This window comes from Elizabethkingia miricola (genome assembly GCF_001675285.1).
GTDB lineage: Bacteria > Bacteroidota > Bacteroidia > Flavobacteriales > Weeksellaceae > Elizabethkingia > Elizabethkingia miricola.
Map to the genome: position 1 here is coordinate 508,779 of NZ_LSGQ01000001.1, position 25,856 is coordinate 534,634.

General features: G+C 33.4%; 20 protein-coding genes. 10 read left to right on the forward strand and 10 right to left on the reverse strand.

All coding sequences use genetic code 11. The features are described from left to right. Positions 1-1,150: 1,150 nt before the first annotated feature. On the forward strand, positions 1,151-4,987 hold the full coding sequence (locus ATE49_RS02245; protein ID WP_065080904.1) for a type IIG restriction enzyme/methyltransferase: 3,837 nt from the start codon (positions 1,151-1,153) through the stop codon (positions 4,985-4,987). Positions 4,988-4,992: 5 nt separating this feature from the next. Here the strand turns inward: ATE49_RS02245 and ATE49_RS02250 are convergent, their stop codons facing one another. Next, entirely contained in the window at positions 4,993-5,499 is a 507-nt protein-coding gene (locus ATE49_RS02250; RefSeq protein WP_221407060.1) for a TaqI-like C-terminal specificity domain-containing protein, read from the reverse strand. Between the two features lie 88 nt (positions 5,500-5,587). Here ATE49_RS02250 and ATE49_RS02255 point away from each other — a divergent pair, with 88 nt between their 5' ends. Then, entirely contained in the window at positions 5,588-6,184 is a 597-nt protein-coding gene (locus ATE49_RS02255; RefSeq protein WP_065080905.1) for a master DNA invertase Mpi family serine-type recombinase, read from the forward strand. Positions 6,185-6,246: 62 nt separating this feature from the next. Here ATE49_RS02255 and ATE49_RS02260 read toward each other — a convergent pair whose 3' ends face one another. Next, a complete protein-coding gene (locus ATE49_RS02260; RefSeq protein WP_065080906.1) occupies positions 6,247-6,657 on the reverse strand; it encodes a helix-turn-helix domain-containing protein in 411 nt (136 codons plus the stop codon). 198 nt (positions 6,658-6,855) lie between these two features. Here ATE49_RS02260 and ATE49_RS02265 point away from each other — a divergent pair, with 198 nt between their 5' ends. Together ATE49_RS02265 and ATE49_RS02270 are read left to right on the forward strand one after the other, a co-directional pair. After that, complete coding sequence (locus ATE49_RS02265; protein ID WP_260255537.1) at positions 6,856-8,754, forward strand: AAA family ATPase; 1,899 nt, start codon at positions 6,856-6,858, stop codon at positions 8,752-8,754. Beyond that, on the forward strand, positions 8,754-10,163 hold the full coding sequence (locus ATE49_RS02270; protein WP_065080907.1) for a 5-methylcytosine restriction system specificity protein McrC: 1,410 nt from the start codon (positions 8,754-8,756) through the stop codon (positions 10,161-10,163). The genes ATE49_RS02265 and ATE49_RS02270 overlap by 1 nt, the downstream gene beginning before the upstream one ends. 218 nt (positions 10,164-10,381) lie before the next feature. Here ATE49_RS02270 and ATE49_RS02275 read toward each other — a convergent pair whose 3' ends face one another. Continuing rightward, positions 10,382-12,010 (reverse strand): POTRA domain-containing protein, encoded by a 1,629-nt coding sequence (locus tag ATE49_RS02275; protein WP_260255538.1) that lies wholly within the window; start codon positions 12,008-12,010, stop codon positions 10,382-10,384. Positions 12,011-12,721: 711 nt separating this feature from the next. Here ATE49_RS02275 and ATE49_RS02280 point away from each other — a divergent pair. Further along, on the forward strand, positions 12,722-14,014 hold the full coding sequence (locus tag ATE49_RS02280; RefSeq protein ID WP_065080909.1) for a DUF3108 domain-containing protein: 1,293 nt from the start codon (positions 12,722-12,724) through the stop codon (positions 14,012-14,014). A 125-nt stretch (positions 14,015-14,139) separates the two neighbouring features. Here ATE49_RS02280 and ATE49_RS02285 read toward each other — a convergent pair whose 3' ends face one another. Together ATE49_RS02285 and ATE49_RS02295 are read right to left on the reverse strand one after the other, a co-directional pair. Then, complete coding sequence (locus ATE49_RS02285) at positions 14,140-14,934, reverse strand: GLPGLI family protein (protein ID WP_065080910.1); 795 nt, start codon at positions 14,932-14,934, stop codon at positions 14,140-14,142. Positions 14,935-15,422: 488 nt separating this feature from the next. Beyond that, positions 15,423-16,118 carry a DUF1826 domain-containing protein gene (locus tag ATE49_RS02295; RefSeq protein WP_065080912.1) on the reverse strand — a complete coding sequence of 232 codons (696 nt, stop codon included), beginning with the start codon at positions 16,116-16,118 and terminating at the stop codon, positions 15,423-15,425. 140 nt (positions 16,119-16,258) lie between these two features. Here ATE49_RS02295 and ATE49_RS02300 point away from each other — a divergent pair, with 140 nt between their 5' ends. Beyond that, on the forward strand, positions 16,259-17,317 hold the full coding sequence (locus ATE49_RS02300) for a DKNYY domain-containing protein (RefSeq protein WP_065080913.1): 1,059 nt from the start codon (positions 16,259-16,261) through the stop codon (positions 17,315-17,317). Positions 17,318-17,589: 272 nt separating this feature from the next. After that, positions 17,590-19,950 (forward strand): TonB-dependent receptor, encoded by a 2,361-nt coding sequence (locus ATE49_RS02305; protein WP_260255539.1) that lies wholly within the window; start codon positions 17,590-17,592, stop codon positions 19,948-19,950. Between the two features lie 69 nt (positions 19,951-20,019). Here the strand turns inward: ATE49_RS02305 and ATE49_RS02310 are convergent, their stop codons facing one another. The 3 genes from ATE49_RS02310 to ATE49_RS02320 all read right to left on the reverse strand — a co-directional run bounded on the left by ATE49_RS02310 (position 20,020) and on the right by ATE49_RS02320 (position 21,828). Next, entirely contained in the window at positions 20,020-20,760 is a 741-nt protein-coding gene (locus ATE49_RS02310; protein WP_143349703.1) for a hypothetical protein, read from the reverse strand. Between the two features lie 151 nt (positions 20,761-20,911). Then, positions 20,912-21,286, reverse strand: coding sequence for a VOC family protein (locus ATE49_RS02315; protein ID WP_065080915.1), 375 nt, complete (start codon positions 21,284-21,286; stop codon positions 20,912-20,914). 50 nt (positions 21,287-21,336) lie between these two features. Continuing rightward, a complete protein-coding gene (locus ATE49_RS02320; protein ID WP_065080916.1) occupies positions 21,337-21,828 on the reverse strand; it encodes an SRPBCC family protein in 492 nt (163 codons plus the stop codon). Positions 21,829-22,082: 254 nt separating this feature from the next. On the opposite strand from ATE49_RS02320, the gene ATE49_RS02325 reads away from it, so the two are divergent. Then, positions 22,083-22,265, forward strand: a complete 183-nt coding sequence (locus ATE49_RS02325; protein WP_065080917.1) for a hypothetical protein — start codon at positions 22,083-22,085, stop codon at positions 22,263-22,265. A 40-nt stretch (positions 22,266-22,305) separates the two neighbouring features. Continuing rightward, positions 22,306-23,136: a GLPGLI family protein gene (locus ATE49_RS02330; protein WP_065080918.1), complete on the forward strand. Its 831-nt coding sequence runs from the start codon at positions 22,306-22,308 to the stop codon at positions 23,134-23,136. Positions 23,137-23,154: 18 nt separating this feature from the next. Here the strand turns inward: ATE49_RS02330 and ATE49_RS02335 are convergent, their stop codons facing one another. Both ATE49_RS02335 and ATE49_RS02340 read right to left on the reverse strand, forming a co-directional pair. After that, positions 23,155-23,841 carry a hypothetical protein gene (locus ATE49_RS02335; RefSeq protein ID WP_143349702.1) on the reverse strand — a complete coding sequence of 229 codons (687 nt, stop codon included), beginning with the start codon at positions 23,839-23,841 and terminating at the stop codon, positions 23,155-23,157. A gap of 95 nt (positions 23,842-23,936) precedes the next feature. After that, positions 23,937-25,058, reverse strand: coding sequence for a lactonase family protein (locus ATE49_RS02340; protein WP_065080920.1), 1,122 nt, complete (start codon positions 25,056-25,058; stop codon positions 23,937-23,939). Between the two features lie 171 nt (positions 25,059-25,229). On the opposite strand from ATE49_RS02340, the gene ATE49_RS02345 reads away from it, so the two are divergent. Beyond that, positions 25,230-25,778 (forward strand): hypothetical protein, encoded by a 549-nt coding sequence (locus tag ATE49_RS02345; RefSeq protein ID WP_065080921.1) that lies wholly within the window; start codon positions 25,230-25,232, stop codon positions 25,776-25,778. Positions 25,779-25,856 lie beyond the last annotated feature (78 nt).

Below are 25,856 nucleotides of genomic sequence, written 5' to 3' on the forward strand. Positions count from 1 at the left end.
AATAAGCAGTTTTACTAATTAGTTAACCAAAACTCCTCATTTCTAAATAAAAAAATGGAAAATTCACTTACAAAAGATGATTTAAGACAATTTAGTATCAAAATATTAAATGATATAACTACACTAATTAATAAGCAAACAAAGCTAGCAGCAAATAATGAAATACAAATAGAACTATTTCATTAGTTTTATCGCACTTTTCCAAATACGAATACACTGTATTCGCAATTGAGTTGGAGTCAAGATAAGATTGACTTCATTATTGTTGAAACGGTAAACAACAATTATCTGATGGAGTAAATAAGGAGTTGGAAAGTTTTGAAGAAAAGTAATATAGAATTTAGCTTACAGAAAATAAAGTCTAAATTTGTTCTAGGTTAGTAAAAAATGAGGTGTACAGGCAAAATGTATCAATTATCACAGTTGTAATCGGGAAATATTAAATCTTTGACCTGCAATTAGTTATAAGGTAATAGGTGTACAGAAATAGTACAAATGTGTATTCTAATTTTAGTATAAAATCGATAAATCATTTATTCATAAGGGTTTGAGAAGACGATATTCTGGCGAAATGTAGAAAAAAAAGATGTTGCAGCATCTTAAAAGTGTACTACTTTTGTACACCTTAATTACTGTAACATACTATGGATAAGGAAAGCTTAGATACTGTATTGGAAAATAGAATTTATAAACAACTGGTATACAGTTAGTTGAGTTTTTTAAGGTTATATTCGTAACACATTGATTTTGGATACATTATGTGATTTTGGATTTTTTAATGTCAGGATTTTTGTCCCTTTTATTGTCCCTTTGGCAATTGAAGTACAAAAAAAATTGAGCAAAAGCAAATAGAATGGTTATTAAATCACCCTTAAAAAAGACTAATGAGTTTTACCTACCCTTAATTTGGAGAAATTATTATTTTTCAAATTCAAAACTTGATGGGAAATAAGATTCACCTTTTATAATTTACTTTGTACTAAAAGTTAATTTCTAAGTAACTATATCTCATTGGGTACAAAATATATAATTTCATTGTAAATATTGAAACTCCCAAATTATATAGTTTATTATTATAAAATAATATTTTAGTTTGTTACTTTAAGTACTTTTTTCTATATTAACCCTTTGTTTATAGAAAAAACAACTCATGAAAACCAATAAATTAGAACCTCAAAAAGCTTTAAATCCTGCTTACAAAAAATTTAAACCTTTAAGAGCTGATATTGATGATTTTTCACTAAAACTTCAAGACTGTATCAATGCTATCAATTTAGTTGACAGTAGAAATGAGAGCGAAGAGCATTTAAAATCTCCAATATCAAAATTTCTTTCGTCCACTTTTTATTCTGAAAATGAAATTAATACAAAGGAAAAAATTGATCTAGCAATTTATTTAGGTAATGATGCTACTTCTGATATAGGAGTTTTGATCGAAGCAAAAAAGCCTAGCAATAAATTTGAGTTCCCGACAGTTAAACAACTCAATAAAAAAGGGTTTCAAGAAATGTTATTGTATTACCTTCGAGAAAGGGTTGATTACAAAAACAACAATATTAAACACCTTATCATAACCAATGGGTTTGAATGGTTCTTCTTTAATGCAAGTGATTTCTATAATTTATTTTATAAAAACAGTGAATTAATTAAAGAATACAAAGCATTTAGAGACGGACTAAAAGATACTACAAAAAATGAGCTTTTCTATAATGAAATAGCAAAGAAATATATAGAAAAGGTAGAAGATACACTTCCATTTGTACATCTTGACTTTAGAAATAAAGAAGTTTCAAAATTTAAAGATAAAGAGCTCCTTAATATTTACAAACTATTCTCTGATGTTCATTTATTGGGAAAAAGCTTTGGTAACGACAGTAATCAACTTAATAAAGTTTTTTATAATGAGCTTCTTCATATCATAGGACTTGAGGAAGTAAAAGAAAGTGGTAAAAAGATCATTCAAAGAAAAAAAAATAAAGAAGGAGATTATGGCCCATTGCTAGAGAATACAATTTTCACTCTTGAAGATAAGGATTATCTTATCAAAATTAAAAATATCCCTAATAGTGAAGAAAAATCTTTTATCGTTGGTTTAGAACTCTGTCTGACATGGATCAACAGAATTCTTTTCTTAAAATTATTAGAATCTCAACTGAGAAGTTACAATAATGATTCACCGGAATATAAATTTTTAAATCCCGGCTTCATTCCTAGTTTTGATGCACTCAATGAACTATTTTTTTCAGCATTAGCAAAACCAATAAAAGAACGCCATCAGCGATACGCAGAAAAATTTGAATATATCCCTTATCTTAACAGTAGCTTGTTTGAAAAGAGTGAGCTTGAGGATCTCACTTTTGACATTACAGCATTAATGGATGAGAAAATGGAAGTTTTCTCTTCAACAGTATTAAAAAGTTCCAGCGGAAAAAAACAAACAGGAAAACTTAATACTTTAGAATATATATTCAAATTCTTAGATGCCTATGATTTTTCTGCAGATGCTTCTGTTGAAATTAATGACAAGCAGCAAAATAAAACATTAATTAATGCTTCCGTCCTGGGGTTAATTTTTGAAAAAATAAATGGTTATAAAGACGGTTCTTTCTATACCCCTGGCACGATTACCATGTTCATGTGTAAGGAAACGCTGAGAAAATCTGTAACTCAAAAATTTAAAGAAGAAATTACTGATACTATTGAAACATTTGAAGATGTTATTGATTATTGCAATACTTTTTTCAAGAAAGAGGATCGTAAGAAATTCAATGAAGTAGTTAATTCTATTAAAATATGTGATCCAGCAGTTGGTTCCGGGCATTTCCTTGTTTCTGCTCTTAATGAAATGATTGTTATTAAAAGTGAATTGGGAATTTTAGGAGATGAAGATGGAAAAAAACTACCATGCACAATAGAAATTGATAATGACGAAATCTATATTTCTGATGCTGATGGAGAGTTATTTAACTATAACCGTAAAGACTCACAAAGCTTAAAAATTCAGAAGGCAATTTTTCATGAAAAGGAAACTATTATTGAAAACTGTCTATTTGGTGTAGATATTAATCCTAACTCAGTAAATATTTGTAGACTAAGACTGTGGATTGAACTTCTTAAAAATGCCTATTATACAGATGAAGGAGAACTACAGACACTTCCGAACATTGACATTAATATCAAATGCGGAAACTCACTCATAAGCAAATTTGCACTGAATGACAGTTTAAAAACTGCATTTAAAAGTAAGGAAATTAGATTCTCTGTTGAAGATTATAAACAAGCTGTAAAAGATTACAAGACCACTAACTCCAAAACTAAAAAGAGAGAGATTGAAGATATTATCAGCACCATCAAAAACAATCTTAAATCCAGTCTTGATAACAAGGAAAAAGAAAAAGTTTCTAAAGCATTAGGTGAATATCAGAACGAAGAACAAAGACAAAATAATTTAATTGCTTTTGGAGAGACTATTAAAAAAGCGGAAAAAGATAAACTTAAAAGACTCAAACAAAAGGCTGAACAAGCAAAAAAACAAAAAGAAGAAATTCTAAACAATGTTATTTATCACCACGCCTTTGAATGGCGTTTTGAGTTCCCTGAAGTCTTGGATAATGATGGAAACTTCACTGGTTTTGATGTTATTATTGGTAATCCCCCATATATTAGAATACAAGGATTAAGAGATATTGACAATGCAATTGCCGAAGCTTATGTTAATTTCTACAATACAGCAACCGGCTCTTTTGATATCTATTCGCTTTTTGTTGAGAAAGGATTAGAAATAATAAAAAAAGAAGGTATAATAAACTATATTATGCCGGTAAAATGGACAAATGCAGCATTTGGTATTGGCCTAAGAAAACTTACTTTAAGTAGTCAATCAATAAGTAAAATAATAAACTTTGGAGCTTTCCAAGCGTTTGAAGCATCAACATATACTGGACTACAATGGTTTGAAAACAATAGTAAAGTGTTAAACTATTACGAATTAGACAAAGATTATTCAAATATTACTGAGCTTGGGGATTTTTTATACAATATTGAGAATGAAAAGTACAGTGTTATTCCACTTGAAAACCTTTCAGAAACTCCTTGGATACTCACAAATACTAAAGTTCTAAATATAATTGAAAAGCTCAACAAACAACCTCGTAGAGTTAGTGATGTATTTGATAAGATATTCCAAGGTTTAGCTACCAGTAAAGATGATGTATATTTTTTATATAACTGTGAGCTAAACAACGATTTTATAGAAGGGTTTTCAAAAGAAATTGGAGAAAGAATTCAAATTGAAAAAGATTTTTTAAAACCTCTTTTAAAAGGCGATGACGTCCATAGATATGAAAATTTATCTTCGGATAAATATGTGATATTCCCATATAAGTTTTCGAATAATAATGTCGAGCTATATACTGAAACTGAAATCCAAAAAGATTTCCCTTTTGCATATACTTATCTAAAAAGATGTGAAAATACTTTAAGAGGTAGAGAAAAAGGGAGGTTTAATATTGACAATGCATGGTTTCAATATGGGCGAAAACAAGGAATTGCCTACGCACAAAGAGAAAAACTAGTTGCTCCCGAGATTTCTCTCGGGGGCAATTTCTCTTACGATAAAAACGGTCATTTTTATTCGACAACTACAGTGTATGGTTATATAAAGAAAAAAACAATTTCTGAATCATATTTAACATTACTGGCATTCATGAATTCTAAATTACTTTGGTGGTATTTAGTAAACACTGGAACCGTTTTAACAAATGGTTATTTTAGATTTAAGCCAAATTACCTCTTTGCTTTTCCTATTCCCGAAATCTCCTTCGTAATAAATTCTGAGATTGAGAAGTTAACTAATGAAATAATTTTATTAAAAAATGCAAATAATGAAAAAGAATTCGATGTCCTTAATACAAAACTTAATAATATAATATACTCACTTTACAACTTAGACGAATTAGAAGTTCAATTTATAAACAATAGTGTATAAGACTCTTACGTGTTAATTTCAGAAATTTCATCTTCTGTTAAATTATATATATTATAAATAATTTCATCAATATTTTTTTCAAAAATATCCGTTTTAATGTTTTTATTTTTCTTTTCTAATAAAATTTTTTGAACTAAATTTTCTATTTGTAAACAATCTATTTCTGATATATGCTCAGGAATAGGAAAAGGTAAAATATAGTTAGTTTTAAATGTAAAATAACCTCCTCTTAAAACATATCCAGTTTTTTGAATAAAGTACCAGAATAACTTTGAATTGAATAATCCTAGCCAAAATAAGTAGCTTTCTTTAATTTCGCTTTTTTTAATATAGCCATATATCTTTGTTGTCGAATAAAAATGACCGTTTACATCATACGAAAAGTTTCCTCCTAATGAAATTTCAGGCGCTACTAATTTGACTTGGTCAAATAATGTTAAATTTTTTGGGTATATATATCTATACCAAAAATTATCAGATTTTAACCTCCCAATAATAAAATTTATCATCATTCAAATTAATACCTTAAAAAAGTAATATCCAACATACATGTTACTTTAATCCTACATTTAATTTTAATAATTTTAAACAAAAAATACAATGATTTACGGATACATCAGAGTAAGTACGGACAAACAAACAGTGGAGAATCAACGTTTTGAAATCAATCATTTTTGCCAATACCAAGAAATTGTGGTAAATAAATGGATTGAGGAAACCATCTCTGGCGCAAAAAATGTAGATGAGAGAAAGCTTGGTAAGCTTCTAAAAAAAATGAGAAAAGGAGATATTCTTATTTGCTCCGAGCTTTCCAGATTAGGAAGAAACTTATTGATGATCATGGGTATCCTTAATGAATGCATGAATCGTGATATACAAGTATGGACTATAAAAGATAATTATCGACTAGGAAGCGATATTAACTCCAAAGTACTAGCATTTGCATTTGGTTTATCGGCAGAAATAGAAAGAAATCTAATTTCTCAACGAACTAAAGAGGCCTTAGCTAGAAAAAGAGCAGAGGGAGTCATTTTAGGAAGACCTATTGGTAGTAAATCTATAAAAACCAAACTTACAGGTCAAGAAAAAAAAATACAAGAATTATTAAGAAAGAAAGTTTCTTACTCTGCAATCGGACGTATCTTAGGTGTTCATAGGCTAACCGTCTCAACTTTTGTTAAAGAGAAAATGGGATAAATCATTGCACTAAATTAAAAAAGCTCAACAATGTTGAGCTTTTCATTTATACTATTGCGCATTTATTTCTTATCAATCAACTTTTCCAGCCTTGCCATCATTTCATCTTTCTCTTTCAGTATACGCTCATAAAGTTCAATTTTTTCATCATACAATTGAACTATTTTTTCAATAGGATGGAAATTAATTGTACCATAATTAAAAGAATTGCTGAAAGCATGTTCGCCAAACGTATTCGAAATAATATTCACCGCCTGTTCTTCATCAAAGTTTTGGATGGCTTCCACGGGAATTTTCAGGACTTCGGCTATTTGTTGTAAAAGACTGTTTTCAATTACTTCTTTCTGTTCCAGGAGAGAAACTTTCTTTTGGTTCCAGTCGCCACCAATATCAAAAGCCAAAGCCTCCTGCTTTATGCCTAGCATTTCCCTAAAGCGTTTCACATTGCGACCCTGATGTATTTTGTGTTCCATGGCAAGTACCTTTTATAATGAGGTTAAATATAAAAAAATATCTATAAAAACACGCCCTAAAACCCAACAATTAAATCTATATTTTTTTCATTAAAATAGCTTTTACGGTTTACCGTATTGGGGGAAGTAGTGATTTTGGTTATATTTACAGCAAATAGTTATTCTAAAATAGCCTTATTATTAAATGACGATATAAACATGAAATATTTTACATGTAGTGCTGGAAAACCTAACGAAGATTATGTTGAGGAAAATCTTAATCGAATTATTGACAATAAAGGTTTCGTTTTACATACAGACACCAAACAAAAAGGTACTTTTAAGCAAATTGGAGTAAATGATATTTTAATTTTAAAATATAATGGAACATTTATAGCTTACGGAAAGGTTATAAAAAAAGAAATTACTAACGATGATGGATGGAATCACTGGGCATTTGTTGAAGAATGGCATTTTTATAATCAGCAAAATCCAAAGATTGGAATTTCTTATAGGGGCATAGATGCAAATACAGTTGGAGGAGGAAAGTATGGTACCGTAAAGACTATAGCTGATGATTTTGGTTTTTTAAAAATCAAAGAAATTAATGACTCTACTACTTTATTCCTATCAATTTATAAAAAAAATAATTTTAACCAAATGGATTCAAACTTACAAAATAAAATAAACTTACTTCAATACAAAAAACAAATTATCTTACAAGGCCCTCCAGGAACAGGAAAAACTAGAGAAGCGAAATTGATTGTTGATGATATTTTTGATAGTGAAATAAAAGATGAAATAAATCAAGAATTTTTAAACAATCTACTTATCCCCGGTTATAATTACCAATTAAGTACAATTACTGTCGCTAAGATAGTTAGCAAAACTGGAGAAAGGATTACATTGGATATCGCAAGCCCTAATCAACCTCCTGTAAACTTTACAATTAAAGAAGTTTTTGCTTTTTTTGAAAGTAAAGCGTATTTAGATAGAAACCATCTAGATTATACACCAAATGCGATTCGTTCACTATTACTTTTTATTATAAAACAATTGCGTAAAAGCAAAATAGAAGAGCAATTCAAGCTGATTCAGTTTCATCCTAGTTATACGTATGAAGATTTTGTAAGAGGGATTGTTGCCAAGCCTAATCCTGAAGGAGAAGGAATTATTTACGATGCGGAAAACAAGACTTTGGCAGATTTTGCTGAGAAAGCACTTAAAAACTACAAGGCATATAACAACTCTGATACGATTTCTATTCCTACACTAAAAGATTTTATAAATATCATAATCGAAGAAATTGACGAAAAGGAAAAATACCAATTAACCGACAAAGTGTACATCTATTATGTTGATGAAAAAAGACTGAAATACAAGGGTGACAATTGGACGGCTCATCCTAATGGGCTAAATATGAACTTTTCTGAAATACAGAAAATATTAGACGCTAGACACACTACAAGACAGGAAATTAGCAAAAATGAAAATCTGAATGCATTAACTAGGCAGCACGCAACTTATTATCAAAAATTTATAGAATTGTTCCAAGAATTCAAAGTTAAAAATCAAACTAAAGAAACTCAAAACGTTCCGCTCCGAAAATACATGCTAGTAATAGACGAAATTAACCGTGCAAATCTTTCATCGGTTCTTGGAGAGTTAATTTATGCGCTAGAATATCGCGGTGAAGCTGTAGATAGCGTGTATGAAGTTAACGGAAGAGATTTGATACTCCCTCCTAACCTTTACATAATTGGTACTATGAACACCGCTGACCGTTCCGTTGGACACATTGACTATGCAATACGCAGGAGGTTTGCCTTTGTGGATATCTTACCGAAAGACCTGTCACAAGAGCAGGGTATAAAATTTGACAGTACACTATTTACACAGGTTAGTAACTTATTCAACGAGCATACATCACCCGAGTTCCAACAAAAGGATATACAATTGGGACATTCGTACTTTATTGACAAGTCTGCAACTGGCGGCAACATGCAGGTAAGATTAGACTATGAGATCAAACCAATATTACAAGAGTATGTCAAAGATGGCATCCTTATAGGTGATGAAATTGTAGAGAAAATAAATCGTCTTACACCAAGCATCTAATGGGGATTCGTTTATACGAACATCAGAGCTTTAGTTTTTATGCTGGCGATCAAGAGGAAATCTTGCGATCTTTGGCAAGCTGGACTGTGCCCTCGTCTTTCTTTGAAAAATTGGAGTCACTGAAAACCAAAGTATTTAATAATAGCAGCAATCGATTTGTAGTTGACAAGAAGGAATCAACGTTTCAGGTTAAAGCAGATTATTGTATTGGCATTGATTGGCTAGGATCAACAGAAGAATATATCTATGTAGAGCCAAAAATTAACAAATCAACAGCTCGAATCTTTGATGACGCCACTAATAGTGAAAATGAGGAAGAGTCATTAACTAATGACGATCAAAAATCACCCGAATTATTAGAGCTTGATTATCTCAAGATGCTATTTCAGGTGACAGCAATTAAAGAAAGTAGTCTTGAAGCTAACAACCTGTTACAAATCGATTGGACGGCAAAACATATCAAGATCGAACAAAAAGACGACAAACTCACTCCTTTCTTGGTGATACAGTTTTTGCAAAGTTTGAAATCAATAGTAAAAAAGGGACTAAAGAAAAATTATTATAAGACAACAGAAAATCTGTCAAATAAGGTTAAGGGGAAAATTTTAGTAGGCAGCCACATCAAGCAAAATGTTTTCAAAAACGAATTAACAAACACTTATTGCGAGTACCAGGTATTTGGTGAAGATCATGTGGAAAACAGATTCCTAAAAAAAGTTTTGCGTTTTGTGATCACCTATGTAGAAAACCGCAAGCTCCTCTTTGACCATAATTATGTGATCCTTCAGCAAGTTATTTGTTATTGCCGTCCAGCCTTCGAACAAATCAGCGATATATGTACTGACACAGAAATCAAAAGAACCAAAAAGAACCCATTTTACAAGGATTACGAGGATGCCTTGGAGATGGGAGGCTATATACTGAAGAGATTTGCCTATAACATCAGTAATGCTACAACACAATCAATAACAACTCCTCCCTTCTGGATTGATATGCCTCGATTATTCGAGCTTTATGTTTATAGTAAAATGATTGAACATAATTCGGAATACAAAAAGGAAATTCATTATCAATTTAGCACCTACGGAAATGCTTTAGACATTTTGGTTGCCAAGCCCAGTCACCAAATGGTTATTGATGCGAAATACAAACTGATTTATGGAGGTGGTCATTTGCACCAAGATATTAGGCAAGTTGCTGGTTATGCGCGTTTAAACAAAGTAAGAAAACAACTAAACGTCACAGATGATAGCACTATAGATTGCTTGATTATCTATCCTGACATGGAAAATGGAATCGAAAAGCTAACATTAGAAGCCATCATGGAAAATCGCAGACCCATCACTACTTATCACAAGGTTTATAAATTAGGTGTAAAATTACCAACTATTCAAATAAACATATCATGATTCCTTCTCCTTACGTGCCAAAAAATAACATTCGAAATCAATCGTCTAAATTGATCAATTGAAGCATAAAATCGTACTACTTTTGTATACCTCAAAACATGTTAACCACTAGTAATAAAAACTTTTTTAGATTCTGCATTGGGCAATAACTTCCAACAATAAAATAAAAAAGCCAATATTTTCTATCAACATTCTTTACATGCTACTCTATTTCATTATCAGTTTCCAAAATTCACAAAATGTGGAATTTCTGTGGCAAAACTGTTCATTGGTAAAAGATTATTCCGGTTACTGTTAAAATCAAAGACCGAATTATTATCAAAAGGAACACGGGGATAATAGGTAAACGAAATCTGAATCCTGTTGAAAACCAGAAAAGGATTATTAATCAAAACTCCGATTCCTATCTTAGTATTTGTTTTTGTACTCAGCAATTTATCATCAGGCATACCCAGCCATCCGGCTGCCACCGTCAGATAAGGGCTGAAATGGAAATTCTTCCATGTCTTATTAATAAATAGCTGAAGCTGATATCTTAAAACCAGTTTTTTAGTTCCGATATAATCTGAGTTGTACACAGGAAATTCATCCGGAGATGAAAGATTAATCCTGTCAATGTAAGAATAATTATGCTGTGGGTTTCCCAATGCTAAAGTTGGAGAAAAGAAATGCCTTACTTTGGCAAATTTCCAGTCTATAAGGTTAGTAAAATAAGTACCATCCAAACGGAAAGACTCGCGGTTTCGGCTATTCTCATTAAAAAATCTTCCAAACTGTGCTTTCAGAGTGAAATACCCAAGCTTTGTAAAACTTCCATAAGATGCAGAAATACCCACATAAGGTTTAACATCATTACTTCGCGATAAGGCGCCGCCAGTAAAATTCACTGAATTGCCATAGGCAATATCCTCCGGCAGGTCATATTGGAAAATATTCCTCTGCACCGAGAAATTTCTACGGATAAATCCTACAGACATCAGAAAACTGTTGTAAGAATTAAAATATTTGTATTTATCAATTTCGGGACTGTCTTTGTATTGGTAATTCTGAAACCTTCCTATCACCGCAATATTACTCGATACTTTTTCGCTTGTATCCGATGAAACAGGAATTTGATAGCCTCCCCACAGATCCTGGCTATAAGCTTTAATCTGAACCTCCGGATAAGTAGTATCTGTTTCTATGGGAAGTAAAACATTCCTCATAAAATAGTCGAAGCTAAAACCTCCTGCCCATTTTGTAAGAGGTGAAAAGAAATCTCTTCTGACATTGAAATTGATTCTTTCATTTCTCGAAAAATCACGTTCGCCCAGAATCTGGGCATTGATATAAGAACCGAAAAGATTGTATGTGGTATAGCTTCCTAAAACATAATTCTGTCTTTCTTTAGAATCATTTCTATAAAGGAAGTCAAATGTATGCCCCAATCCCAACACATTTTCCTCTGTCACACCCAACCCAATTTTACTCCCGGAATAACTCATTCTTGGCTTCAGGCTCCAGGAATCAAGAACTTTAACAACTACATCAATAGAATCTTTACCGGAAGCACTATCAGAAACACTGATATTAACTCTGTTGATGAAAGGCATCCTTCTCAGCAAACGTTCGGATTCGTAGAGCTTCTGAGCATTGTATTCTTCGCCTTCTTTAAAAAGTAAATAATTATCAACTGTAGAATTTCTTGTTGTGGAGTGAAGATGATTTGTCAGCCAATCATACCATTTCAATTTTTCTTTATTGTCTTTTGAGCCATATCCAAAGGGATCTATGGTTTCTATTAGTATATTTCTGATATATTTTTTGTTATAGGTTTCCTGAGACAGCTTTTCTGTCCGTGACTTCACGGAAGTAGAATCTGCCTCCCTTCGGAATATTAGACGATGGAAGAATTTGGTAACTTTTCTCTGATCCGAAAATTCTTCTATTTTATAATAAAGCGAATCTTTTTTTTCCTGTGCTTTTAAGGAGAAAAAAACACATAAAAAGAAAATTAAAACTATAATCGACCTGTTCATTAATAATCAAAAATTCAATGAGATTCTTATCATCAATTTATAAGCCAATAAGCATGAAACAAATGATAATGTATTTTAATGGAAAAAATTAAATATAAGGAAATTTTTGATCCAACTCTTTTTAAAACAGATATAATATTATATAAATTACAGGATGTTAGAATTCTAACCATAAATATCTTTATACTCTTTAACATCTGCCATACATGAAAATGTATATCTAGCCAACTTTTAGAGCCTGTTTAAATTTTATTGTTAATACTCTTCAATAGTTCGTCAAGCTCACTATAGACTTAACTCAGAGTGACATTTCTCGTCCAATATATCTTCCTTTTAGGAGTGTCAGGCTGAGCCTGTCGAAGTCTAATATTTTTTAATCAAAATTTAAACAGGCTCTTAATAATTCAAAAATTAATGAATACCCCGCAAAAAATCATTGATATGGCAAAATTTTTATTGTACTAAGATTTTTTTTATCTTCGACTACGGAACCGAGCAGGAAACTCCTTTTAGTTCCGCATTAACACTATTGCACTGAATATGAAATTAAACCCAATCCTTTTAGGGATCAGCCTATTCCCTTTCGCTGTATGGGGCCAAAAAATGGTTGCTCCCGGCAGTCCGGACATTAATACAAAGTACATTAAACCCGAAAAATCGCTTTATACTGTATACTATGTCAAGGACAACAATTGGGACAAACAGGGATCATTGATCTATGATGTTACCTCAACGGGTAATGAGTTGACCTTAAAAAATGCCTTCACCCCCAAAGACAATTCCAGGGTCAATGTTCGGACAAGTGTTGTGGATCCCCAGACGCTAAAATCTATCAGCTATGTTGGTGATGAAAGGAAAACAAAACTAAACCTCAACTTTGGTGAGACCATCACAGGTAATTACTATTCCAAAGAAACTAAAAAAGATAAAAAGGTAAATTTTCGTCCTTCCGAAGCATTTATTGACTTCAACTGGACAGATCTGATGATCGGAACACTTCCTTTGGATGTTGGCTATAAAGCCCGAATCCCACAATTCTATTATAATGATGGTTCCAATGTACATGTAGAATACTACACCATTAAGGAAGTAAAAAGCTATAGTTACAATTCTCCAAAAACAGGTAAACATGCAACCTGGCTGGTCACCTTACTGGAAGAAAGCACTAATGCTATTTACAATTTTGTTATCGACAAAAAAGACAGAAGGCTATGGCAGCGTGAAATGTCTATGAGCAAAGGCATGTGGGAGATTACAGTCAACGAGGAACTGGACTATCAACCAATCAAAAATAAATTCAACAAGGATCAGGCGATTCGGCAGATCTCCAATGGTAACAGTGTAGTTATCGGCACCGCCTTTGCAAGGTCGCGTTCTGGCAAAAAATTAGGAGGCCTGGTGAATACGGCAAAAAAACAATATGCTCCAAAAGGGACTGAGATTCTGCTTTTCCCTAATTCTGCTTATTATGATGAATGGCTCAATGTCAATAAAAAAATCCGAAAAGAAAAGAAAGTTGCTGAGGTGCCATTGGATCCAGATTTTGTACATTCCATCAAGCGAACCAAAATCTATGATGATGAAGGGCACTTTGAGTTTGCAGACCTAATGCCTGGTAACTATATCATTATGACCAGCTTTGATTTTACCAATTCGTACAATTATTCGTATGTATCCGGTTATACAAACTATTACAACTATTGGGGTTATGCAGGTTCCACAACCAATTACGGTACCGGCAGATCATCTTATACAGATAAAGCCAATATCGAGAAACGGATCACTATTGATAAAGATGGTGAAAAGAAAGAAGTGAATTTAAAGGAAATGTAGTCAAAATAAGAAGAATTTATATAGAGTAGCTACATTGTGCAAATATTGGTTAACCAGTACTTTGCTCATAATAGCTACTCTAAGTATCTATATCTTACAAAAAATACTTCACAAAATTGAATATCCTACTCCTTCACCAGCTCAATGGGATTTTCTTCTTTTTGAAAACTCATTTTACCACTCTTAAAAAATTCCTTTGCATTGACTTCCTGACCATTGACAACCACTTTATTAATTCTGTCAGGATCTGTTCCCCTTTCTCTAAGCCATGCTAAGGGATCTTTTACATTATCCTGATATAATTTATTATACTTCTTAGCCGGTATTTCTATATACCGAGGTTCTGGCTTTTCAAACATAATAAAGACATCAGAAGTCTTTACCAACTCCATTTTATGCTGTTGTTTGTCATCAGAGATTTTCAGAATCAATCCCGGCAATCCCCGGAATTTATAAGGTCCGTCTGAAATAGGTATTTCATTTGTAAACCATACTGTCCATTTGCGTCCCGCAAAAACAGTGGAAGCTTTTTGAATATTGTAGCCCTCATAAACCGACTTCTCCTGAAGTATCTCCCATTTCAGAGACCTTTCCTCTTTTATTTTATAATATGTATCTAATAATTCTGTATACATATCGGTTTCCAGGCTTGCGTATTGTTTTTCAATAAAAGTTTTATAATATGTTTTGGGAGAAATAAACATATTATTTTTTCTGAATTTTTGCAGCACGGAATCACGCTTATATTCTTCGTACTTGTAATAGAAAGATCCTTTTGGCGAAACATCCAGAAAAGCAACATCTTCCGTTTTTGTTTCCGGTTTTAGCGAATCTTTTAAATAGGAATGTTTATAAACAAAACGGGTATTTTGTCCTGATAATGCTATAAAAGCACAAAATAAAAGAGCAAACCTTAGCATGTTTTAACGTACATTGCATCTCCTCTCTTACAAAAAATACCACTACGATCTTTGAATTGACCCGCATCGTCACAACCCTGAAAAGAAATTAAAATGGGAACCTCTCCTTCCACTGAGCTTTTACACATAAGCATCGCCATAGGTATTCCACTACCCACTACACTTCTCAGTTGCTTTCGCGTTAGTACTTTAGTGTTTGTGTGTTTTAAAGTAAATAATTTTTTCATGTTTTTGGGTTTTAAATATTGAATAATTTTCCATAAATCCCTAAAAGTGGGCATTCTGAATTCATTTGAAAAATTCAGATATACATGATAATAACAGACGGTCAAGATCATATATGTTACAAGCGATTGATGAATTTTATTTTCATCTGCTTCGCTAAGTTATTCAAAAAAAATAAATACACAAATATTTTTCCTTAAATTTATATTTTTAATTTATTTTATTTATTAAAATTAATTATTCAAACCTTAATTTTCAGATAATCAGCAAATCAACAACAACCGATATTCATTATTTTCCACAGGAGCCCTGTGCACACATGGCAAAACTTGTTGATCCGGATGGTCTACAGCCAATCTCCAAAGATGCCCTAATCCTAAATTAACAGGCTCGGCATTTGGTTTAGCCTGATAATGCAGATCAAAATAATTTTCCTTTAAAAAATCTTCAAATTCTGATTCGGGTCCGTCGTGTAATTCTTTCAGCTTTTCACGAACTTCCGGAATAAGGATTTTTTGTATTACCTGGTCATTGGAAACAATATCGCTAGCGGCACCATAGTAAGTGCATAAAAAAGTATCTGTACCCACAGGTGATCGATCTACATGCCAGGAATAGACATCGGTCGAAATAAAATTGAACTCATCATCACGTTCATAGCGTTTCAGCAAATTAAGGGAAGGCGACGCTCCAAAATCGGTTAATAATTGCAGATCATTGAGTATAATTTTTCTGGCAGCACTCCCCTTTTCTGATAATTGTAATGCCAAAAGATCTTCAATGGAAACTTCTGTAATATTCTCTTTTAACTGAATCTGAGTTACAATCTCTTTAAAATCTCCGTCTAAATTTCTGTGCCAGCAAAGCGCATTGGTATTTCCCTGAAAATCGGTATTTACCAATTCAGAAAATGTAGAAACTACTCCAACCTGATTGTTATCAGAAAATCTGTTATCCATGTTTTTAAGTAAAAGTGTCTGATCGTTTTATGCTGTGCAAAAGTACAAAACAGATCACTGGGTAGATATAAAATTTCAGCACTTCAAATACCAGATAATGCGTATATTAGTTATTCTGTTGGTTGATAAACAATATACAAATGAAAAAATACACCTTCTTTCTGGCCTTTGTTCTACTGAGTTTTTGTATCTCTTGTAAAGAGTATTTTGTGGGTAAGCCAGTTGATAAACAGAAATCGGGTTCTTACTTTATCGACTCCAAAAGAAAAATAGTTTATTGTCAGGGTGGCAGCTGGTTTGGTGTAGGAATCGCGCATATGGATTATGCTGATCCAAAATCATTTGAAGTTCTGGCAGAAGATATAGCCAAAGACAAAGATTCGGTATACTTTCGTAATATGACTCAAAAGCTGGTTGACAGAAACTCCTTTTATGTTGACAATGAGATTCCGAAAGATCGTCTTCACGTTTATTATATTGATCAGACTCTCGGCTTTGGTATTATTAAAGGGGCAGATCCCAAAACATATGAACTGGTAAAAGACCATATCAACTGGGCCCGGGACAAGGATCATTACTTCTATGCCGATCGCATGATAAACGCCGACCGGAATACTTTTGCATTCATCAATGATTATTTCCTGAAAGATAAAGACTCTGTTTATGTCTCTCCTAATATTGGACAATTTAAGTCAATTCTGCCTAATCACGGAAATGTTGAAGCTATAAACAAACAATATATAAGAATTGGGAACACTATATACTTTCCACCATTTCGAAAAGACTCAGGTGTCGTGACCAGTTCGTTTGATAAGATCGACAAGATCAGAGTCATTAATCAGGACATTATTGGTATAAACAATAGCACCATATTATCCAGAGGCAAAAAATTTAAATATGATCAAGTTGATGTTAGTTCATTCCAGCTATTTCCTATTGATAAAAAAAATAGTGTATATGCAGACAATCCGTATTCAAAAGATAAGAACAATGTTTATTATGACGAGGAAGTCATTCCGGGTGCGGATGTAAAGTCATTTATACTCATGGATAATAATTTCGGGAAAGATGCAAAAAATGCCTATTATAAAAACGAACTTCTAAAAGAAGTAGATGCACCAAGCTTTAAGAAAGAAGGTGACTTTTATAAAGACAAACTGGGGAATAAATACAGTATTTTTACAGGAAAGAAAATTTAATAACCGTAATAGCTGTTATTAAGCGCTGGTAGCGCTATCCAGTCAATAGCATTTCAATATTTATTTAGAATGATTTAAAATAAAATTGTAAAATAATTCACTTTTCCTTTATTTTGCATTTTTATTTATAATAGTTTTAAATAAGGTTAATAATGATGCAATGTAATGAAGACCTGTTCTTTCAAAATCAAACTAAATCCCTTGATACAAAAGGATTACAACACAAAAAAAACACAATCCAAAATATAATTACAGACAGAATACAGCCGTTTTTGATTATACTTTTTTCTATATTAAGCTTGATAGGAGTTGATGCCCAAACTACACAGGGATCACTAACCGGAAAAGTGACAATGGTGGATGGTGAGCCTCTAACGTCTATTTCTGTTTCTTTACTCGGCACAGACAGGCAAACCCTTACAGATGATGCCGGTATATACAAATTCGGAAATCTGAATGCTGGCCAGTATACCATAAAACTGCAAATATTAGGTTCGAAAGAAGTTCGTCTTCCTGTTGAAGTGAAAGCCGGAGAAAATACACAACTGGACTATCAGCTGACCAAAGAAAATATTATGGCCATACAGGAGGTGGTCATTATGAAAAACACCAACCGCTTTTCTAAAAAGGAAAGTGTTTATGTCGCCAGACTCCCTCTAAAAAACATGGAAAATCCACAGGTATACAACACTGTTACAAAGGAGCTATTTCAGGAACAGGTAGCGGTAGATCTGGGAAGCATTTCGAAAAATGTACCGGGTGCCGGAGTTCCTATGATTGCCAATCAGGGAAGAGTAACATTTCGTTCAAGAGGATTTGAAACCGAACCCAATGCTCGCAACGGTGTAGCCGGAGCTGCATTTTCAGTAATCGATCCGGTAAATCTGGAACGTATAGAAGCCATAAAGGGACCTTCCGCAACATTATTCGGGAAAAGTGTGGCCAGCAGCTATGGTGGTGTATACAACCGTGTCACCAAAAAACCTTACAATGATTTTGGCGGTGAAGTAGGTTATGTTGGTGGAAGCTGGAATTATAACCGATTGACACTGGATGTTAATACTCCTGTTAACAAAGACCGTACAGCCCTTTTCCGATTGAATGCTGCCGGCACCTACGAAAAGAGTTTTCAGGATCTTGGGTTTACCAATTCTTTAGCCATTGCACCAAGTTTCTCTTACCAGATAACAGACCGTATGTCGCTTCTTTTGGATGTTGAATTTAATCAGGCAAAGGGAACTTCCGTAGTACGCTTTAATCCTTATACAGGTAGCAACAAAACACAGTCTATTGCCGATATGAAGTTTCCATATTATAAAAATTTCCTGAGCGATGATCTTGCCTATGAAACACAGATGATGAATATTTTCGCACAGCTGAATTATAAAATCTCTGATAAATGGACTTCCCAAACAATTATATCACGTGCCAGGTCCACTATTAATGGTTACATATCCGCCATTAACGGAAAAACAGACTCTACTGCAAGTGCGCAGGTAATGGTAGGCACAACTTCTTTTATTGCCACCAATATTCAGCAGAATTTCATTGGTGACTTTCATATCGGACGCTTCAGAAACCGAATGGTTGTAGGATTGGATTATTATAACAATTCAAATCACTTTGACCGCTATCACACCAATACCAAGATATTCAATTTTGTTCATCCGTCTGCTGACTTCAGGGTAAACCGTAATACAATCGATGCATTGACAGCCACTTCTGCTGTCAGGAAAGAGAATAATGGTGACAATACCTACGCTGCTTATGTATCGGATGTGTTCAATATTACCGATCAGCTTATGGTAATGGCCAGCTTGCGGGTAGACAGATTTCAGTTTAAAGGGGTCTATGACATCACCACCGGTGAGATAAAAGGTGGATTAAGCAATAGCGGTGTACAGGCTGGTCCATACGGGCAGACTGCATTCTCACCAAAGCTTGGAATTGTCTATGAAGTACTTAAAAATAAGCTTTCACTTTTCGGGAATTATATGAATGGCTTTAATAATGTAAGTGGTGTTGATATTAACGGTAATTCTTTCAGACCTGAGTATGCCAATCAGCTGGAATTTGGAGTAAAAACAGATCTTTTCAACCACAAACTTGTGGGGACACTAAGCTATTATAACATCCGTGTGGACAACGTACTAAGAACAAATCCTGATGATATTAATTATTCCATACAGGATGGTACACAGCTGAGCAAAGGAATGGAAGCCGAAATAACAGTTAATCCTTTTGACGGATTAAATATTGTTGCCGGTTATGCTTATAATGACAGTAAATATTCCAAAGCCAATCCTGCTGTTAACGGACTTAGGCCTGCATTATCTGGACCTGCAAATATGTTCAATTACTGGATAAGCTACCGGATCCCTCAGGGAAAATTGAAGGGATTGGGAATAGGTACCGGTGCCAATATGGGTTCTTCCTCTTACCAAACGAATACACAAACCTCAAAAGTAATTATACCTTCATATAAAATGTTTGATATTGGTATTTTCTACGATCAGCCAAAATATAGAGTAGGACTTAAATTCGATAATATCACGAATGAAAAAGCATGGTCGGTACGCTTAACACCACAGGCTCCGGCTCGTTTTCTTGGAAGTGTATCTCTAAAGTTCTAATCTTAAAATTACATCAATATAAAACCCGGATTTATAAGTCCGGGTTTTTATTATATGTAAAAGGAATCTTTAATTAATCCACAAACAATAATTATTGCGATAGCGTATTTTACCATAGGCTTTCCCACCAAAAGTTCCGAGTGTATTATCGTACCAGTCTTGCCGTATTACGTAAAGTCCGGATATTGTTGGTTTAAAAACAGCAGGATGTTTATCGTCCACCTGAATATTCTTTTCCCAGTTTTCCGGATTAAATATGCGTAACGACGTTCCTTTATCAGCAGCTTTCTTATCACGATAAGGAAAAATGCTATAAATGCCATTCTGCTCCTGCAAAATAATATCCATAAATTGAGTAGGTAATATCTGAGTATCTGAAATATTGCCAACACGATAGGAGCTGCATAAAAAATCTACAGGCCGGATGTTTTCCTGAGAATTTGCGGAACGCACCAGAACCGGTAACTTATCGTTTATACCATAAATTCTATAGTTTCCTTCTTTCTTCGGAGTAAAAGTTCCTTCCCAGCAATCTGCGTTCTGCTTTATATTGATATTTAATTTCTCTCCTTTATCATTAAGGATAAAAACCTGAAAATTCTGAATTTCTTTGTATTCAGAACCTGTTGTGCGATGCCGCACGCTAAGATCATCAATATGACCATAGCATAACTGTATTTTTACAGGATCGTTCAACTTTCCAGCTCCATGAACTTCCATCCAGTATGCACTTGCTCTAGTCAGTTGGGGAAATAAGAAAGTGCTTAACAATAGCAGACACCAAAAAAGCTTTATCGGGAGTTTATACATCTTATCAATTATTTTCTTTTCACCTCTGTATAGAAGGAGAAATTCAGGATATAAAAATACAACTTTTGCCTGTTAACCTATTTTTATATTTCAATAATCAAAAAGCGTTCTAAAAAAGAATGGAGGTAAATTATCATTTACTTTATGATACTTACCTTATTTCCTGCTGTTGCAGATTGAAAACTGTTCCTGCCGGATCGGTGATCCAGTGCATATTTTCTGGCAGCTCCTCAAGCTCGTCACAAGTATCAATACCTTTTGCCTGTAAATAGTCTGTAGCTACTTCTACATTCGGAACCGTGAGTTGCAGCCATGTTTCTGAATGGGTATAATTATCCACACAATCCAACCAGATAATATTATGTCCAAATTTTACCTGATGAGTTCTGGAAACAGTTGGATTTTCAATAGGTTTTTCTTCGACTTCCAGCTTCAGAATATCTCTGTAAAAAGTTACTGTCTTCTCATACTTGCTCTTAGGGATTTTTATAGCAATATTGATTCCCGCTTCAAATTCCGGATTCATATTTTATAATTTTCTATTAATACTTAGACAATCTGCCATAACCTCAACATCTATTTCAGTTTCCATTTTTTTACAATCTCAGCATTGAATCCTTCTGCCTCTTTTGGATTGGGTACTCCCCTTCCTGTAGAAATCAAATGATGCAGACTATTGTTGATATAATTACCCCAGGCATCGGTGCAAATATTATAACATTCCTCTTCCGGCACCAATCCGTCATGGGTAAACTTTACAGTTGTTTTACCATTATTTTCGGAGATTTCAAAAACCAGTTTTGTTCCCCGCCATTCGTTTTTATTTTCTGTAAAACTAAACTGGTTATCCAAAACATCATAAACCAGTTTTTTATCCGGAATTTCTCCACTCAATCTAAGTTTCGAAAGGTGAACATCTTTATAATGGTAGAGAAATGTTTCACCTAATTTATCCGTCTCGCCTTCTATTTCTTCAGACCACCAGCCCCTAAAGTTTTTTATAGCATTAAAACATTCGCCGGGTGTCTGATCGACAGAGAATTCTGTAGTGTAACTCTTATTGTCCATATTGTATGAGATTTTAGGTTTCTATTCTAGATGATCCGCATCACTTCATCTGGTTGAGTAAAGTTAGTAAGGAACCTAATTTTATGGTCTTGTCTTATGGCAAGAAATGATTTGGGTATAATTTAGCAAAGTTAATTTTAAATTAATTTTTTAAATAAAAACAAAGTATATTTAGAAAATAAATTATGTTAAATTGTTTAATTAATAATATTTTATACATTAGCAATGTATAAATTAAAAAAAACACGCTTCCTATGAAAAAATTAAAAAAAATTACCAAAACAGATTTAAAAAAGGTAAAAGGTTCTGCTGCCTGCAGCTTCTGGATTCCTGTAACAGCACCTTGTGGAGCAGAGTATTATTTATGTGCAGATAATTATCAATCCGGAGATCAGTTATTTAAAGCGATTAAAAGATTTGATTCTGCAAAATGTTAAACCAGGAGTCACCCAATGACTCTTTTACATTCTAATTATTATGAAGTTTATTCAATTGTTATTTGCATTCTCTTTTATCTACTTAAAAGCACAGTTTTCAACAGTATCCGGTAATTTCACCCTAAATTCTGATCCTTATAGCACTGCTGTTTTGGATAAAAGCTTTCAGAATATTTATTATAAGCTTAACTTCGTTAAAAAGCCGCGCGAAACAGATAAAAAAACAGAGGTAATATGTGTATTACAGCTTGGAAAAGATTATTCAAAATTCAGCGATTTAAACAAGCTGAAAAGGGATTCTTTGATGGAAAAGCTTAGTCATAAAAACAAAATAAATGCAGATGATATGAACAAGATGCTCAGACTGAGAAATCATTGGGAAAATGTTCTGGTAAAAAATATTCCTGAGCAAAAGAATATACATCAGGAGGATATGGCTGAAGACTATCAGTATGAAGAAAAACAACCTGTTTTTGAATGGAAAATAGAGAATGACACTAAAGATATTTTGGGATACAATTGCAGAAAAGCAACAACCCAATACCGAGGCAGAAAATATACAGCATGGTACGCCACAGACATTCCGATTAATAATGGTCCCTATGTATTTCAGGGATTACCGGGATTAATTATGGAAATCGAAGATCAAAAGCAACATTATCATTTTATAGCCGTTGCTATGGATAAAAAGACTTCAGAAATCTATTTGCGAAATGAGGATAAAATTTTCCATGTAGACAGAAAACGCTTCAGAAAAGTCCAAAAAAGTTACCATGACAATCCCGGTTTTTTCTACGGTGGAGCCTATGACAAAGATGGTACTTCGGTAAAATTAAAAGCAAAGCCGTATAATCCTATTGAATTGGAATAACTGGCAATAAAAATAAAGTTATCTGTACTTCTCAATCAACTTCTTTTTAGTTATTTGATCTTCAGGATATTTTAAATTTTCAGAACCACAATTTTCACAAACATTAGTTTCGTATTTGAACGGCTGCTTCAACTGATACCTGACTTCAGCCTTAATTCTAATAAGACTCTCACAATCTGTACAATAGCATTTATCTTTTTCAGTATCCGGAATCGTAACTTCAAACATTTCCAAAAAAATCTGAAATTCATTTTTAATATATTCTTTATAATTATCTAAAGTCAGATCAGTTGTAAAGCATGTTCTATTGCCATATTCCAAACATTCCAAATCTTCCTCTATAATATAAAAACCTATATATCTTCGGTCATAATCTGTTTCACATGTAATAGTACACATCTTTCGAAAAGCATATTCAATATCTATTTCATTATTTACAGCTTTTTCGGCTACAGATTTCGCATAAATTTCGATAAGTTCTTGATTGGTCTTATTAATATCAATCTTCAGATCGCGAATCGAATCATAGAAATATTTTTCTCTTACTTCTGTTCTCTCATAATCCAAGCCTGCAAGGATAAATAGATTATCACTTTCATAGCCTTGTTGCATAATAGTAACTGCCCAATCTACAAAATCCTTGCTATCAAAGTCACATATTAGTTGTTTTCCTAATATAACATGAGTTAATTCTTCTTTTGTCATGGAATTTGTTTTTTCATAATTCAACCTTGTCAAGGTTCATTACTAATTTTATATTAACCTTGACAAGGTTTACGAGATACAAAACCTTAAACTTATCAATACTCCCTTACCTGCACCGTCGATACATTTTTTATCTTGGCTCCTCTTCCTGTTTTTGTCAACAATCCGGTTTCAGCATTACGTCTGAATACGACAGCATTCCCGCTTCCTGTATTCGCGGTAATTAAAAATTGTCCTGTAGGGTCAATTGTAAATACTCTCGGGTGCTTTCCTCCCGTTGGCTGATAGCCTATTGTTTTGAGTGTACCATTTGCCTGAACAGAAAATATGGCAATATTATTTTCTTTACCACGATTTGAAGCATAGAGATAGCGACCATCCGGAGAAATATGAATATCGGAGCTTTCAAAACCTTCTTTATACTGATCTGAATGGGTATTAATTCTCTGCAGGTTATTTAACTTTCCTTCTTCATAAGTATAAGCACTTACAGCACCACCCATTTCTTCAATACAATAGGCAAACTTACCATTCGGATGAAATGTAAAATGTCGTGGTCCGCTTCCGGGAACTGTTTGAGTAAAAGGAATTTCTGTTAATGGTTCTTTCTTATTCTGATCGAATCGGTAAGCTCTTATTTTATCAGCACCCAAATCAGGCATAAAAACATAGCGATGATCTGATGAAAATACAGTTGAATGGATATGAGCGCGATCCTGTCTGCCAGGATCCACACTACCCTCAGAAAATTGAAAATTCTGGACATAAGGCTGTATTATCCCATTTTCTGAAACCGGATATACAGAAGCACTACCTTCCGTATAGTTACCATTAATCAGCCATTTTCCACTTTTATGAACTGTAATATATACCGGATTTTCACCGCCGCTTTTCTGACTGTTGATATAGGTAAGCGTTTTTTTATCCGGATTAAATTCAAAGCTGCTTACACTCCCGGCCTCTTCGGTTTTACTTTCGGTACACGCAAAAACATATTTTCCGTCCGATGATAAGGTTAAATAAGACGGATTCAGAATTCCGCTTACGCTCGTCACTTTGGAAAGTTTTCCGCTATTGGTATTCAGCTGATATACATAAAGACCTTCAGCATTCTTATCCCAGTTGAAGGAACCAAAAAATACATAAGTGTTTTGAGAATAAAGATGTGCAGATGCAAAAACAGCAACAACCAACGCAGCTATCAACTTGAATTTCATATAGTTAAATAGTTTTTAAACAGACCAAAAGTACATTCCTAATTTAATACGAATCAATATATTATTCTTCACATATTAGTGAAAACATTAATATCCGTTGCAGAAATAATTATTTGCATTGAGTTTTTTATAAAACATTATCTTCGTAACCGGAAACAAAAAACAAACAAGATGAAAAAGATTGTATTCATAATTTCAGCTGCATTTTTACTGAATTCCTGTGTTGTATCTACTGCTGCAAAGGTGGTAAAAGGAGCGGTAAATGTAAGTTACAAAGCGGTAAAAGGAACCGTAAACGGAATTAGCTGGGCAGTAAGCAAAGCAAAAGGAAAGATAGATGAAGACCGCATAGATGGCACCTGGAAAGTTGTGGGTGTATACCGTGGTTCTTTTGAAGACTTTACAAAAGATCAGAATCCGGAAAGCAACTTTACATCTGAATGTACAAACGATAGCTTTGATCAGATTATTTTCAATTCCAGAAAATCAAAATTCAAACCGGTGCACTGCAGTTCGGATAAAGAAGAGTGGCAGAAATACGCTATGGAGTTTGGGAAAAATCCTGTAACCAAAGAAAAAGAAAACTATATAGAATACAATTCCAACAATTATATTTCGGTTATTGATGTCAATAACAAAACTATGGTACTGGAAGGAAACCTGATGCCTAAATTAACTTTCTCAGGAGCAAAACTGTATCTTCTGGAAAAAGTAAAATAGAAATAAATTATACCTAGAAACGACAGTACAAGTATTCTTTTGTGCTGTCGTTTTTGTTTATATTCTAACAGATTTCCG